Here is a 14,376-nt window from a genome sequence, read left to right on the forward strand (position 1 = left end):
ACTCTAATACGCTTCTTTCTCGTTCGGGAAGTCTTTGCTCTTTACATCCTGCACGTAGTTTTTAACGGCATCGGTCATGATGCTGTGCAGGTCGGCGTAGCGGCGCAGGAAGCGGGGCTTAAACTCTTTGTTGATGCCCAGCATATCGTGCACGACCAGTACCTGTCCGTCTACGTGCGGACCGGCGCCTATACCTATGATCGGGATTTGCAATTTCTCTGCCACACGCTTCGCCAGCTCCGAAGGGATTTTCTCCAGCACAATGGCAAAGCAGCCCAGTTCCTGCAGCAATAAAGCGTCTTCTATCAGTTTCTGAGCTTCAGCGTCCTCTTTGGCGCGAACCGTATAAGTGCCGAATTTGTAGATCGACTGCGGTGTCAGGCCCAGGTGCCCCATCACCGGCACACCCGCGCTCAGGATGCGTATGATCGATTCTTTTATCTCAGCGCCACCCTCCAGTTTCACGCCATGCCCACCCGACTCCTTCATAATGCGGATAGTGGAGCGCAAAGCCTCCGAAGAGTTGCCCTGGTAAGAGCCGAATGGCAGGTCTACTACCACAAAAGCACGGTTCACACCCCTGATAACTGAAGAGGCATGGTAGATCATCTGATCGAGTGTGATAGGCAGTGTCGTTTCATGACCGGCCATTACGTTGGAGGCCGAGTCACCTACGAGCAGCACATCCACACCGGCGGCATCCAGAATGGTGGCCATAGAGTAGTCGTAAGCCGTGAGCATAGAGATTTTCTCTCCGCGCTCTTTCATATTCTGTAGTTGATGCGTGGTTATTTTTTTAACGTCGCTTTTGTGTACAGACATAGTATGCTGTTTAGGGTTCGGTTCAAAATTATAAAAATCAAAACAAAAACAGCCACCCAATTTGAAGAGGCGGCTGTTTAACTTTTATCTGAAGTTCATGCCCGATCGGTTCCGGGTGAGGCGCAGGTCGCGCAGCAGGGCGGAGCGGGCATTGATAGTCACGTTATAGCCTCGCATCAAGCCAAACGGCCGCCAGCCAATGCTCATTTCCCAGCAGTGCAGGTCTCGGTATATGTCGAGGCTGGCGTTGGAAATGTTCTTGTTCGAAAAGTCGTAGCCAGCCATATAGCCAAATTTCCACTTTTCGGTGAAGTTCACGGTACCCTGCACCCCAATGTTTTGCGTCAGGCTGCTTGGGTTAAGTGGGCTGGTGGCGCCGGTATAGAAAATGGTATAGTCGACACTAAGCGTCCATGGAATATTGAAGTCTACATAATCTGGTAAGAACTGATCGTTCGGGTTCAGCATACCTGGTAGGTTGGTCGGTGGCGGCGTGTTGCTGGCCCTTGCCTCCGGGTTGAAATTGGCCCTTACACTTAGGTTGGCATTAGTCAGTCTGGCCAGTTTAAAGCCATCGCCCTCCAGCATGTAGCGGTTTATGCGGCGCGTCCCGTCCGGGCTCAGTTGGTACGGGTCGAAGGTTGAGTTAACGTTTATGTCAAAAAGCTTGAGCAGGCGTGTGTTCATGTTCAGATTGATCGGGCTGAGTTGAAGCGAGTCAAGCGCAAAGTTGTAGAACGTACTCACGCCGAGGTTGTCAATCAGGCTGACCTTCTCGGTGGCAGTGGCAGCAGAGTCGGAGCGGGAGCGCACTTTCATCTGTACCTGGTTGTCAATTCGCATGCTCAGGCCGCTTGACATACCTGCCGCAGGCACGTTCCCGCTAAAGCGTGGCAACGTCTGGAAGATCTGTTGGTTGGTCAGGGTATCTATACCTGTCTGAGTGGTCTGGTAAAAGCCAAAGCGGTCCTGATCGCCAAAGTCAGGGCGATACTGATAACCTATGCTCGGGCGCATTACGTGGCGGATCGCCTCTACTTTCTTGCCCTTGCGAAACAGTACTGTACCATACACCGTCGTGTTAAGAGAAGCGCCTGCACTGTACTCATATACCCTGCCGAACTTAGCAGTATCTACCTGCACAGCCTGCGAATCGGGGTTAAAGGTATAAGTAAGCTTGTTGTCGAACCAGGACTCGCGGTAATTAACAGAAGGCGTCAGGTTAAAGAAGCGAAGCACCTTGTAGTTACCCAATCCTATCTGGAAGTTGTGGTCGGCGCTTTTGCGGCCATTGCGCCAGAGGCGGTCCAGGTTGTCTAGGTTAAGGGCAAAGGTATCGCCACGCGACTCGTTCAGTGTTGGGATATTGCTGAGCCTACGGGCCGCCACCGAGTTGGATACCTCGTTGCGGGCACGCACGTTATAGCCGATCGTGAAGTTCTCATACCACTTGCCTGTGGGCACATTCTTCGAGAAGATCTCATAGATGCTCATTTGCGTCATGGCAAAGTTAAGGTCCGGCAGCACGAAGTTCATGATGGTGGGAACCGGACTGCCATCGCTCAATCGCCCGCCGTTGTTCTGTCCCTGGCTCAGGGTGGCGGTATAGCTGAATGGCGTGTTCTGGATATTCTTCTGATAGGTGATGGTTGAGTTGAAAGTAGGGGCCAGGTATTGGTTCGGGCTTTCGAAGTTTACCCGGTTGTGCTGGCTGCTACCCGCCCGAACGTTGGCCGTCAGGCGGCCTCGGCCAGGCTTCTGCACCGGGCTGTGCGACCAGGTTACGAAGGCCGTGCGCTGCGAAGGGGGCAGGCCCTGCAGGTTCGTGGTAGACCTGCTCGGGTCAGCGACATCGGCCTCATCGTTTTTGAAGTAGTCGTAGCTGATGTTGAGGTTGCCCCGGTAAGAGTAGCGGTTGACGTAAGTGTTGTCTACGGATATTTTGTAGCCGCCCAGTGAATAGATGTCGCCGGTAATGCGGGTACCGATATAGTCGTTAAGGGCGAGGTAGTAACCCCCGTTGCTCAGGTAGAAGCCACGGGCACGGGACTCACCAAAAGTCGGCACGATGACGCCCGACGAGCGTTTGTTTCGCGGTGTCGGGAAGAGGCCAAACAGGAAGCCCAGCGGTGTGGGAATATCTGCGATCACGAGGTTGAACGGCCCGGACATGATCTTATCGTTGGGAATGGCCTTGATCTTGCCGGCGCTGATGTAGAAGTGCGGATGCTCCAGGTTACAGGTGGTGTACTTGTTGTGCAGACCGAAAATCTCGTTCTGCTCATTTTTTTTCACCACTTCTGAATGTATATACCCTTCGCCTTGTTGCGTTACTACTTCGGAGATACGGCCTTTTTTGGTTTTGTAATTGTAGGCTATCCGTTTGGCAGCATAGCTTTCTTCGCCATCCTTAAACACCGGAGTACCAACCTCCTTGCCTGTGGAGTCGGCCAGTGTGGTGGCGGTAAGGGTATTGAGGTCGTAATTGATCTGGATGTAGGCTGCCGTCAGGTCCATAGTGCCATAATTAATTTTGGCATCACCATAAAGATGTACGACCTTGCGGTCTACCTCAAACTGGATAGAGTCTCTGGCAGAATATTTGATAGTCGTCTCGATGTCTCCCTTTGGCACGGTTGATATGAGCGTATCCTGAGGAGGGATGATACTGACGGTATCTTTTGGTGTGGCAGATGGTCGCCTCACTCTTTGCCCCATCGCTGGTTGTGCAGAGAGCATGGCAAGCTGGGCCAGCAGCAAAAAAATCAAAATGTAGCGTAACTTCTTCAGACTTCCCTAAAGTTTTATTTATTTTGTACAAAGTTATTGTTTTAGCTTTTAACTAACGAGCGTTGTGAGAAATATTGTTACTATTTCAATTCTGGCCCTTGTTCTACTGCTATTTTCCTCAAGCAAACTTGAGTTCCGTAAGGCGTATAAACTGCGTACGGTAGTTATCGACGCAGGTCACGGCGGTAAGGATATAGGGTGTAACGGAAAAGTTTCGCATGAGGCTGATGTGGCTCTCAAGCTGGCTATGCAGGTGGGCAGCCTGATCGAAAAAAACCTGCCGGATGTGAAGGTGGTGTATACCCGAACGGATGATAAGTTTGTAGAGCTGATTGACCGTGCGGGAGTAGCCAACAAAAACAACGCAGACCTGTTCATCTCCATTCACCTCAATGCAGGCCCTCCGTCAGCGTTTGGTACCGAAACCTATACCATGGGGCTCCATACCACCAATGGCAACCTGTCTGTGGCCAAGCGGGAGAATGCCGTAATCTTGCAGGAAAACGACTACAAGGAAAAATACGGAGGCTTCGACCCGAACTCGCCACAGAGCCATATCATGTTTGCCCTGCACCAGAGCGCCTACATCGATAACAGCTTACGTTTTGCCCAAAAAGTGGAAAATGAGTTTAAAACCCGGGTTGGCCGTACTAGCCGCGGTGTGAAGCAAGCCGGCTTCCTGGTGCTGTGGAAATCGTACATGCCAAGCGTTCTGATCGAGGCTGGGTTCCTGACCAATCCAAATGAAGAAAAATTCCTTAACGATAAAACCGGCCAATCGTATATGGCATCAGGTATATATCGTGCCTTCAAGGAATACAAGCAAGAGCTTGAGGCCATGAACTAATGCAAAACGCTAACTCACCTTCGTGAAAATCTCTAAAGAAATTAAAGTTGCCCTATTAGGTATAGTGGCAATTGTCATCCTGTATTTCGGGTATATGTACCTGAAAGGCTCCGACCTCTTTTCAAAATCAAACACCTTTCATGTCGTTTACGACAATGTAGACGGGCTTACCGTCTCGAATCCCGTGTTTCTGAACGGTATTCAGGTAGGGCATGTGAAGAACATGACACTCCTCATTGACCGAGCCAACATGGTGCAGGTTGACATCGAGGTACGCAAAGACCTGCAGATCGGGGACTCTACCATCGCCAGCCTCGGCAACTCTGACATCCTGGGAAGCAAGGCCATCACCTTACTGCTTCGCAACAACTCGAAACAGTACAATGGCGGCGAAGAGTTGATTGCCTTTAAGGAGACCAGTATTACCGATATGCTTTCTTCCAAGTCGGTACCCGTAATCGATAAGGTGGACACGACGCTCGCTCGCGTCAACAGGCTCCTGGACAGCGAAGCCAAAAGCAACATACAGCAGATCCTGGCCAACTCCAACGAAACGACCAAGCTGATCAATGCGATCCTGGCAAACAACCAGCGTAACATCAACCAAATTACCTCTAACCTGAGCCAACTGACTACGGCCCTTCGGCAAACGCAGCGTAACATCGACCGCCTTGCCCTGAACATGACCGAGATCACCGACACACTCAAGCGTGTAGAGGTGAACAAACTGGTGCGCGACGCCAACTCGGCCGTGAATGAACTGGAAACCACCATCGCCAAGCTCAATTCCAACGAAGGCTCCTTGGGCAGGCTGATGAATGACGAGGAACTTTACCGAAACATGAATCGCTCGACGGAGGCGCTCAACCTGCTGCTGCGCGACATTCAGGCATATCCGAAGCGCTACGTGCAGTTTTCGCTGATTGGCCGCAAAGACAGGTATAAGGTAGATGCTACCGGCCGTGTGATCACGCTAGAGGAGGTGAAGGAGTTGCAGGACGAAAATGCAGACGAGTTCCGTCAGTCTAAGCCTGACTCTGTGAAGCCGTCTTCCGTAGATACCACAAAAAGGCAATAAGCCATCTTATAAAAATTGTATATTTGTGAAATCCGCCCTTAAAGCGGATTTTTCATTGTAAGTAGTCCCCTTATTTATAATAACCCTTTCATGGATATCGAATTCAATAAGAACGAAGACTCTCTCAAACAGCTGAGTTTCCAGCTCAAAAGCAAACTAAACAAAATATACCTGGGTGGCGGTGAAAAGCGCATCGCCAAAGAGCACGCCAAAGGCAAGATGACCGCCCGCGAGCGCATCGACTACCTGCTCGACGAAGGCACGGAGTTCCTGGAAGTAGGGGCTTTTGCCGGCGACGGCATGTACGAAGAGGTGGGAGGCTGCCCGAGCGGCGGTGTGGTGACAGGTATAGGTTACATCAAAGGTCGCCAGTGCGTGGTGGTGGCCAACGACGCCACCGTGAAAGCCGGTGCCTGGTTCCCGATCACTGCCAAGAAAAACCTGCGCGCCCAGGAAATCTCCATCGAAAACAAAATACCGATTGTATACCTGGTAGACAGCGCCGGTGTGTTCCTTCCTATGCAGGATGAGATATTCCCGGACAAAGAGCACTTCGGCCGCATGTTCCGCAACAACGCAGTGATGAGTTCGATGGGCATCGTGCAGATTGCAGCGATTATGGGCAGCTGCGTGGCCGGTGGCGCTTACCTGCCTATTATGAGTGACGAGGCCCTGATCGTGGAAGGTACAGGCTCTGTGTTCTTGGGCGGTTCTTACTTGGTGAAATCTGCTATTGGGGAGACGATCGACAACGAAACGCTGGGTGGGGCTGCCACCCATTGCGAGATTTCTGGCGTAACCGATTACAAGTGCAAAGACGACAAAGAGGCGTTGGATCATATTCGCACTATTTTCGACAAGCTGGGTGATAACCCGAAGGCTGGTTTCAGCCGGGTGGAGCCTGCCGCGCCGAAACTGGACGAGAAAGAGATATATGGCATGCTGCCAGCCGACCGCACCAAGCCCTACGACATGATGGACATCATCAACCGTTTGGTCGACAACTCTGAGTTTGAGCCTTACAAAGAGCTTTACGGCCAGACGCTGATTTGCGGACTGGCGCGCATCGACGGCTGGGCGGTAGGTATAGTTGCCAATCAGCGCAAGATCGTGAAAAGCAAAAAGGGTGAAATGCAGATGGGGGGTGTTATCTACTCCGACTCAGCTGACAAGGCTGCCCGCTTTATCATGAACTGCAATCAGAAAAAGATTCCGTTAGTGTTCCTACACGACGTGTCGGGCTTTATGGTGGGCAGCAAGTCAGAGCATGGCGGTATCATAAAGGATGGAGCCAAAATGGTAAATGCCATGGCCAACTCGGTGGTGCCGAAGTTCACCGTTATCCTCGGTAACAGCTATGGTGCCGGTAACTATGCCATGTGCGGCAAAGCCTATGACCCACGCCTGATCTACGCCTGGCCAACGGCACAGTTAGCCGTAATGAGCGGCGCTGCGGCGGCTAATACCCTGCTTCAGATCCAGGTTTCAGCTTTGAAGTCAAAAGGGGAGGAGATTACTCCGGAAGCTGAAAAAGAACTGCTGGAACGCATCACGGCAAAGTATAACGAAGAATTATCGCCTTACTACGCAGCAGCCCGCCTATGGATAGACGGCATCATCGATCCATTGGAGACCCGCAAGGCCATCTCAATGGGGATAGAAGCCGCCAACCATGCACCAATCGAAAAGCCGTATAATGTGGGCGTAATCCAGACCTAAGCTGCTGCAATTGAAATTTGATGAAGAATACAGGCGATCAGGTATCTGATTGCCTGTGTTTAGAGTAAACTATTGAATACCTGGTACCTAATAAGATTTAAATATTCCTGTGACAAAGAAGGAGATAAAGGCGCTGATCTCGCTGCTGGATGACATAGATTATGAGGTCGCGTCGCATGTAGAGGGTAAGATTGTATCGATGGGAGAGGGGATCATCCCGTTTCTGGAAGAGGAATGGGAAGAAACGCTGGACTCGGACTTACAGAAGAAGATCGAGGACCTGATCCATAACCTGCAATTTGACGGCCTGCTGCAGCGGCTTAAGGCTTGGAAAGAAGGCGGTGGCCTGGACCTGATAGAGGGGATGTGGCTCGTGAATACTTACCTATACCCGGACGTGGAACTGGCAACGCTTACCAAAGGCATAGAACAGCTCTACTTCGACGCCTGGACGCAGATGAAGGAGAACATGCATCCCTATGATCAGGTGAAGGCGCTCAACAATGTGCTGTTCCGGGAGAAGCGATTTTCGGCTAATACCAAAAATTTCCATTCGCCCTCCAACTCCATGATGCATCTGGCGCTGGAAACAAAGCGCGGCAACCCGCTTACCTTGTGCGTTATCTACCTGACCATAGCCCAGAAGCTGGATATGCCCGTGTACGGAGTGAACCTGCCCAATCTGTTTATCCTCACCTACAAGAAAGGCGATGTGCAGTTCTACATCAATGTGTACAACAAAGGACTGATGTTGTCCAAAACGGATATTGATAACTATATCCTGCAGCTCAACCTCAATCCGGTGGATATCTTCTATGAACCTTGCTCTAACCTGGAAATTATCAAGCGGGCACTGCGCAACCTGGCATTCGCGTTTGAGAAGACCAACGATCTGGAAAAAGCCACAGAAGTGACCAAACTGCTCACCGCCATCACCGACGACGATCCGGTTATTTAAATTAGGTATAAAGGTGAAAGCAAAAGGCCGTTCCAAGTATAGGAACGGCCTTTTGCTCTCATTAAGATCTCAAAATCTGTACATGTCGTGCTGGTTGAAAACGTATCTAGTAACGCTTAATCATACAGCCTGTAGCACGCTTATCTGTCGTACTCACGTTTTTGTTAGCCAGCACTTCGTCAATCACTGATTTCAGGTAATTGCTTTTGACACCGCTTTCTACCTGTGGGTTATCATCGATGGCACCTTTGTACTTGAGCACGAACTCACCACCCATGTTGTGCAGCACAAACACTTCGGGCGTTTTAGAGGCTCCAAACTGCTGGCTAATGCGCTGGCCCTCGTCGGCAAGGTATGGGAAGCTGTAGTTCTTGGCGGCTAAATCTTCCATGCTGTCGCTGCCCTCACCAAGGCCCACTCCCGGGTTGATAAAGATAAACTGCACCCCACGGGCTGCATAGGTGCTTGATAGCGTTACCAGTCGGTTTTCATAAAGTTTGGCGTAAGGGCACTGATTGTCCGTAAAGACGACCACCACCGTTTTGCTGTTAGTGAAGTCGCTCAGAGATACGGTTTTATTCTGCCCGTCCTTCAGCGAGAAGTCAGCCACTTTACTGCCCAGTTGGTATCCGCGCTGGGCGAATACACTGGCTGTAACCAGCAAGGCCACAACAAAAGAAGCTAGGTATTTCATATGAGTTTGTTTAAGGTAAGAAGGTGTCAGATTATCGGTCAATACTATACGTGAGTATATGGTTAAGCAGCAACTCGTGGTGAATCTGATACAATTTAGAAAATTTATCGGTAACTACACGACCCAGTAGTAAGTTGTTTTCAGGGCTTTGTGTGGGTTCAACCAACAGGTTTTCTTTAAAAATGAGCTGCTTCTGACTATACATTTTGTACAATGTTTCTTTGGCGCTCCAGTACAGGCAGGTCTGTTGCTCATCGTCTGCGGTCAGGGCTTTCTCCTGCTCCGTCAAAAACTTGTCGGCCACCCGCAGCGCCTTCGCACTTACTAGTTCAATATCTATGCCAACATCATACCTTTCTGAAAGTATAACAGCGGCTAAGCGAGGCGAGTGCGTGATGGACAAATGAAAGCCCTTTTGTGCAAACACCGGTTTACCGGTAGTGTCGCGCAGTAGGGGCAGGGGCTCATCGGTGAAGCGCTGCAACAGCTGGTAAGCCAGTGTGCGGCTGGCCAGCCACTCCCGCTGGCGGCGTGGGTGCGCCTGCGCCATACTGGCTTCCGGACTCAGGTGGGCCGGCAAGGTATGCATGAGCTCCTCCGGGCGCTCCTCCAGCGACCATATACCCAACAGGGTATGGGAGTCGAGTTCGCGGGTGTGGAGCAGGGGCATAGCAGGAATTTTTAAGAGACAGCAAATAGGTTCGCCACAATTGTTGTAAATTTAGCTAAAATTAAGCGTAACAGACCAAGCATAGATGGCCAGTAAAATACAAGTAGAGAAAGTCGCCACCCTGACCGGCCACCGGGACTGCGTGTATACCCTGGAAAGCGGTGCCAGTCCGGCCACGGTATATTCCGCGGGCAGCGATGGCATGGTGGCTTCCTGGGACCTGCACCAGCCAGACAACGGCGAACTGGTAGCCAAGGTCACCACTTCGGTATATGCCTTGCGCTATGTGCCTGAACGCGAGCTGCTGCTGATAGGGCAAAACATGGAAGGTGTGCAGGTAATTGACTTAAAGAGCAAGGCTATACTTAAATCCGTGGCCCTGCCCAAAGTGCCGATTTTTGACATAGCCTATGTGCCGGAGACAGGACAAGTATACGTGGCCCTTGGCAACGGAGGTATAGCCGTAATCGGAGCCGAGGACTTTGAACTGCGCAGCATGGTGCGCAAATCGGACCAGAGCGTGCGCTGCCTTGCCTACAACAAAACCACTAACGAACTGGCCGCAGGATACAGCGACAACATGGTACGGATTTTCGACGCGACCAGTATGGAACTGAAATACGAACTGGCGTCACATACCAACTCCGTGTTCGCGGTCGTTTACTCACCAGACGGCACCCTGCTGCTCACGGCAGGCCGGGACGCACACTTGCGGGTATGGGAGGTAGAAGAAAAATACAAGGAACGCGGCTACGTGATCGCGCATATGTATACTGTAAACCACATATCCTACAGCCCCGATGGGCGCTATTTTGCTACCTGCAGCATGGATAAATCCATCAAAGTATGGGACGCCCAGACCTTCAAGTTGCTTAAGGTTATTGATAAAGTCCGGAACGCGAGCCACGGCACCTCGGTAAATAAATTATTTTGGTCAGCTCATCAGAATCAGTTAGTTTCGTGTAGTGATGACCGCACCATTTCGGTGTGGGATATAAAATTCAGTTTGGATCATGAAGATTACACCCTTAGAAATCAGACAAAAAACATTTGAGAAGGCGTTTAGAGGGCTTGACAAGGACGAAGTAAATGCTTTTTTGCTGACCTTATCGCAGCAGTGGGAGAAGTTGCTGGATGAGAACAAAGACCTGCGTAACAAGCTGGAGGCGGCTCACCGTGAGACGCAGAAGCTACGTGAGGTGGAATCTTCTTTATACAAAACATTGAAAACCGCTGAAGATACGGGCAACTCTATTCTGGAGCAAGCCAACAAGTCTTCTGAACTGAAAATACGGGAAGCGCAACTGCAGGCCGACCAGCTGATGAACACAGCCCGAAACCAAGCCCGCATGGTGCTGGAGGAAAGCCAGAAGCAGGCGGAGCGCTTGCTGATCGAAATGCAGCAGGAGGTGAAGGCCCTGGAGCAGGACTACCAGCGTATGGAGAGCCACCTGGATACGATGGTACGCGATCTTCGCAATCTGGCAAACGAAGCTTTGGAGAAAGCGGAGAAGACAAAAGCTAAACCTAAAACCAATACAAACAGTATTCTTTCAAGAGCAGCCGAACTGCGGGTAGAACAGCCCGAGTTACTGCAAAACCTGAAAGATATGGACACAACTAACAAAACAATACAACTGCCGGAAGCTACAGCCACTGCAGTAACAACTGCACGCGTACTCACAAGTGGCAATGGCTATGATCCGCTGGGCGACCCTGCTCCGGACGTTACGCAACCGCAGCCAGAGGTGCCAAACCCGATCACGCCTGTGCCGGATATACCTGCCCCAGAGATCGAACAGCCAAAACCTGACTACCCGGGTACCGTACCAGCTCCCGAAATCGAGCGTCCTATACCTGAAATTCAGCCAGTAAAACCGAATCAGCCAGAGATTCAGCCACCTATGACCGAGCCATCGCGTAACGCTTTGGCCAACTGGGCACAGCGCCAGCAGAAGCCTGCCGGTTCTTTCTTCGACGAGATAGGCTAATTTACGGCTGATGGGACAGATCGCACTGGAGGGCATGGAGTTTTTTGCCTTCCATGGGTTTTATGACGAGGAGCAGAAAATCGGCAACAAGTATGGCATAGACCTCATCATTGAGGCAGACCTGCGCCGCGCCGCCGAAAGCGACGACCTGCATGAGACGGTAAATTACGAAGTGCTGTATGCGCTCGCGTTGGAGGAAATGAAAATCCCGGCCCGTCTGCTGGAGCACTTAGGCCACCGGATTATCGACAAGATCTATGAACGTTTCCCGTTTGTGCAGTCCGTCAAGATCAACGTGTATAAGTTTAACCCCCCGTTGGGAGGTATATGCAAATGGGCGAAGGTAACGCTGGAAGAAGCCCGCTAAAGAGTTTACTTATTGATAAGAGAGCAGCCGGTACAGTAATGTATCGGCTGTTTTCGTTTACACCAGCTTTAACAACTCTGTGGCAGCTGCAAAAGCCGATTTTTTGCCTTCCTTCACCTGCTCGGCTATACCTGGCAATTGGTCTTTTACCTGCTGGTGCGCGTAGAAATTGTCTTCCAATCCCTGACGGATGGCTTCATACATCCACTGCAGGTTCTGATCGTGGCGCCTTTTCTCAAAAAAGCCGTTCTGCAACGTGAGCTCAACATACTCGGCTATCGTCTGGTAAATGGTGTCCAGACCGGTTCGCTCCAGGGCAGAGCAGATCGATACCTTGGGCAGCCAGCCAGAGGCGGCCATCGGGTATAGGTGCAGGGCGTTCTGGTACTCGGCACGGGCAGCTTTGGCTTTCATGGCGTTCTCGCCATCGGCTTTGGTAATGGCAATGGCATCGGCCATCTCCATGATGCCGCGCTTTATACCTTGCAGTTCGTCTCCGGCACCAGCTAGCATCAGCAGCAAGAAGAAGTCCACCATGGCATGCACCGCCGTCTCAGATTGGCCTACCCCTACGGTTTCCACCATGATGGCGTCAAAGCCGGCCGCTTCGCAGAGAATGATCGATTCGCGGGTGCTACGGGTAACACCCCCCAGCGACCTGCCGGCAGGAGAAGGACGGATAAAAGCCTGCGGATTAATAGAAAGCGATTCCATGCGGGTCTTGTCGCCCAGTATACTGCCGCCTGTACGCTGACTGGTAGGGTCAATGGCCAGTACTGCCAGCTTTTTGCCTTGCTCCTGAATCAGGTAGTTGCCGAATGACTCGATAAAGGTGCTTTTGCCCACGCCCGGCACGCCGGTTATACCTATCCGTACTGACCTTCCTGCATGCGGCAGCACTTGGTTGATCACGTCCTGCGCCAGGTCAAGGTCCGAAACCAGCCGGCTCTCCACGAGTGTGATGGCACGGCTCAGCATCACACGGTCACCGGCCAGAATGCCTGCTACATACTTATCAGCACTGAAACGTTTTGCCAAGGCGCTAAAGCTTTAGGTATAGAATCGATTACACTACAAATTTAGAATTAATGCGCAATCGAGCCAGTTTATTTGTGCGAAACTAAAAAGCCGAACATTATTGTCCGGCTTTTAAAAACTTACGGTTATTGCCTTATTTCACGTTGGCAGATCTTGCTGCGCCAGATCGTATACCCTGCGGGAAGTTGGGCAGGCCAAGGTCGCTTTTGCGACCACCCAAGTGCAGGCCTGTATCCACGTAACCGCTTTCTTTTCCTAGCGCGTTCGGCTTGTTGATCACACCGAGGTGAATATTGTCCTGCCGGGCCACATAGATTTTCCCATCAGGGCCAAGTTGCAAAGCGCCTATGCGCGGGCTGCCGGACGTGCCTACTACCACAGCCGACTTGGCAATGGCTGCTTCGTCGCCAGCCTGCAGATTGAATTGGATGACCTGCGCCTTACCGCCACCTTTGCCGTTGGCCGTGCCGTAAAGTTTGGTGCCATCCGGGGAGAAACACACGCCATACGCTTCCTCATAGCCTTTCAATAAAACAGGGTCGGACACTTCGCCTGTACTTCTGTTGAAGCGGAGAACTTCGAAATTGCTCTCGCTATCCCATAGAGCAGCGGCCAATCGGGTGCCATCCGGCGAAGGCACGAGGTAGCCGATGGCCTTACGGTGAGCGCCACCGTGCACGGTGCCCACATTGGTCATTACAGGTTGCATGCTCACGCCTTCGTCCGTTACCAGGTAGGCAATGTAAGCGTTGCTGTTCCAGCGATGGGCAATCACCCACCAGTCACGGTTGTTGCTGTGTCGGATAGCGGTCAGCTTTTCGGTGGCGGGTGCGATCATGAACACATTGCGGGCGGTAATTCCGCCGTTGCCTTCATCCTTGTTCATGTTCACCACACTGTAACGCAAGCCGTTGGATTGTGCCTGTATATCGGTTGTAAAGATGTAGAAAATACTGTCGCTGGCGGGCTTAGGTATAATCAGGGCAGATTGTGTGGAGGACTTCATGCCCATCAGGCCGTTGCCGTTTGGCATCACGCGGTGGTGTTTATTCCAGACGGTGATGCCATTGGTATAGAACAGCAGGTTGCCGTCTTTATCGGAGATAGTGGCACTGCCTTCTTCGGTGTGGAGTCTGCTGTTAACCACAGCCGTTACCGTGTCACCCCTGAAGATGAGTCCGGCTCCTTTGCCAAAGTACCAGTTGGAGGTTTCGCCTTGCGCAAGGGCGGTGAAGGTAACCAACGCCAAGGCCAGTGATGCTATAATAAGTTTAGGCTGAATCATAGAGCTATTTATGTGTATAACGCTCTTGTTGCAAACTGAGTGCCAGTTTAGGGCGCAATTTGCAGGATTAGGTATAGCAACCATGCCTCATGCCCGGTCAACAGGTCGAAATACAGC

Annotated in this window: 13 protein-coding genes; 7 read left to right on the top strand and 6 right to left on the bottom strand. The window is 51.4% G+C overall.

Annotation, left to right across the window (positions count from 1 at the left end; all coding sequences use genetic code 11):
- Positions 1–3: 3 nt before the first annotated feature.
- Positions 4–822 (bottom strand): 3-methyl-2-oxobutanoate hydroxymethyltransferase, encoded by an 819-nt coding sequence (gene panB, locus H9Q13_RS14600; protein WP_191184539.1) that lies wholly within the window; start codon positions 820–822, stop codon positions 4–6.
- Positions 823–906: 84 nt separating this feature from the next.
- Positions 907–3,591: a putative LPS assembly protein LptD gene (locus H9Q13_RS14605; RefSeq protein ID WP_191184540.1), complete on the bottom strand. Its 2,685-nt coding sequence runs from the start codon at positions 3,589–3,591 to the stop codon at positions 907–909.
- 85 nt (positions 3,592–3,676) lie between these two features.
- Between H9Q13_RS14605 and H9Q13_RS14610 the strand changes: the two genes are divergently transcribed.
- From H9Q13_RS14610 to H9Q13_RS14625, 4 genes are all read left to right on the top strand, one after another.
- The gene (locus H9Q13_RS14610) at positions 3,677–4,459 is read left to right on the top strand and encodes an N-acetylmuramoyl-L-alanine amidase family protein (RefSeq protein ID WP_191184541.1); all 783 of its coding nucleotides are present in this window, start codon (positions 3,677–3,679) and stop codon (positions 4,457–4,459) included.
- Positions 4,460–4,481: 22 nt separating this feature from the next.
- Positions 4,482–5,537, top strand: coding sequence for an MlaD family protein (locus H9Q13_RS14615; protein ID WP_191184542.1), 1,056 nt, complete (start codon positions 4,482–4,484; stop codon positions 5,535–5,537).
- A 90-nt stretch (positions 5,538–5,627) separates the two neighbouring features.
- The gene (locus tag H9Q13_RS14620; RefSeq protein ID WP_191184543.1) at positions 5,628–7,256 is read left to right on the top strand and encodes an acyl-CoA carboxylase subunit beta; all 1,629 of its coding nucleotides are present in this window, start codon (positions 5,628–5,630) and stop codon (positions 7,254–7,256) included.
- 109 nt (positions 7,257–7,365) lie between these two features.
- Positions 7,366–8,214, top strand: coding sequence for a transglutaminase-like domain-containing protein (locus tag H9Q13_RS14625; protein WP_191184544.1), 849 nt, complete (start codon positions 7,366–7,368; stop codon positions 8,212–8,214).
- A 106-nt stretch (positions 8,215–8,320) separates the two neighbouring features.
- Here H9Q13_RS14625 and H9Q13_RS14630 read toward each other — a convergent pair whose 3' ends face one another.
- Together H9Q13_RS14630 and H9Q13_RS14635 are read right to left on the bottom strand one after the other, a co-directional pair.
- Positions 8,321–8,908: a thioredoxin family protein gene (locus tag H9Q13_RS14630; protein WP_191184545.1), complete on the bottom strand. Its 588-nt coding sequence runs from the start codon at positions 8,906–8,908 to the stop codon at positions 8,321–8,323.
- 31 nt (positions 8,909–8,939) lie between these two features.
- A complete protein-coding gene (locus H9Q13_RS14635; RefSeq protein WP_191184546.1) occupies positions 8,940–9,578 on the bottom strand; it encodes a 4'-phosphopantetheinyl transferase superfamily protein in 639 nt (212 codons plus the stop codon).
- An 85-nt stretch (positions 9,579–9,663) separates the two neighbouring features.
- Here H9Q13_RS14635 and H9Q13_RS14640 point away from each other — a divergent pair, with 85 nt between their 5' ends.
- From H9Q13_RS14640 to folB, 3 genes are read left to right on the top strand one after another with little or no spacing between them, the layout of a single operon-like run.
- Positions 9,664–10,632 (top strand): WD40 repeat domain-containing protein, encoded by a 969-nt coding sequence (locus H9Q13_RS14640; protein WP_191184547.1) that lies wholly within the window; start codon positions 9,664–9,666, stop codon positions 10,630–10,632.
- On the top strand, positions 10,592–11,569 hold the full coding sequence (locus H9Q13_RS14645; protein ID WP_191184548.1) for a DivIVA domain-containing protein: 978 nt from the start codon (positions 10,592–10,594) through the stop codon (positions 11,567–11,569). Before H9Q13_RS14640 ends, H9Q13_RS14645 begins: the two co-directional genes overlap by 41 nt.
- 10 nt (positions 11,570–11,579) lie before the next feature.
- Positions 11,580–11,936 carry a dihydroneopterin aldolase gene (folB, locus tag H9Q13_RS14650; RefSeq protein WP_191184549.1) on the top strand — a complete coding sequence of 119 codons (357 nt, stop codon included), beginning with the start codon at positions 11,580–11,582 and terminating at the stop codon, positions 11,934–11,936.
- A gap of 57 nt (positions 11,937–11,993) precedes the next feature.
- On the opposite strand, the gene meaB is transcribed toward folB, so the two are convergent.
- Both meaB and H9Q13_RS14660 read right to left on the bottom strand, forming a co-directional pair.
- Entirely contained in the window at positions 11,994–12,974 is a 981-nt protein-coding gene (meaB, locus tag H9Q13_RS14655; protein WP_191184550.1) for a methylmalonyl Co-A mutase-associated GTPase MeaB, read from the bottom strand.
- A gap of 133 nt (positions 12,975–13,107) precedes the next feature.
- The gene (locus tag H9Q13_RS14660; RefSeq protein WP_191184551.1) at positions 13,108–14,259 is read right to left on the bottom strand and encodes a WD40 repeat domain-containing protein; all 1,152 of its coding nucleotides are present in this window, start codon (positions 14,257–14,259) and stop codon (positions 13,108–13,110) included.
- Positions 14,260–14,376 lie beyond the last annotated feature (117 nt).

Origin of the sequence: Pontibacter aquaedesilientis (assembly GCF_014773225.1) — a bacterium.
Lineage (GTDB): Bacteria > Bacteroidota > Bacteroidia > Cytophagales > Hymenobacteraceae > Pontibacter > Pontibacter aquaedesilientis.

Bases quoted from the DNA above. Each gene is read 5' to 3' on its own strand.
- panB (WP_191184539.1), bottom strand. From the start codon at position 822: ATGTCTGTACACAAAAGCGACGTTAAAAAAATAACCACGCATCAACTA.
- H9Q13_RS14620 (WP_191184543.1), top strand. From the start codon at position 5,628: ATGGATATCGAATTCAATAAGAACGAAGACTCTCTCAAACAGCTGAGT.
- H9Q13_RS14630 (WP_191184545.1), bottom strand. From the start codon at position 8,908: ATGAAATACCTAGCTTCTTTTGTTGTGGCCTTGCTGGTTACAGCCAGT.
- H9Q13_RS14635 (WP_191184546.1), bottom strand. From the start codon at position 9,578: ATGCCCCTGCTCCACACCCGCGAACTCGACTCCCATACCCTGTTGGGT.
- H9Q13_RS14640 (WP_191184547.1), top strand. From the start codon at position 9,664: ATGGCCAGTAAAATACAAGTAGAGAAAGTCGCCACCCTGACCGGCCAC.
- H9Q13_RS14645 (WP_191184548.1), top strand. From the start codon at position 10,592: ATGAAGATTACACCCTTAGAAATCAGACAAAAAACATTTGAGAAGGCG.
- folB (WP_191184549.1), top strand. From the start codon at position 11,580: ATGGGACAGATCGCACTGGAGGGCATGGAGTTTTTTGCCTTCCATGGG.
- H9Q13_RS14660 (WP_191184551.1), bottom strand. From the start codon at position 14,259: ATGATTCAGCCTAAACTTATTATAGCATCACTGGCCTTGGCGTTGGTT.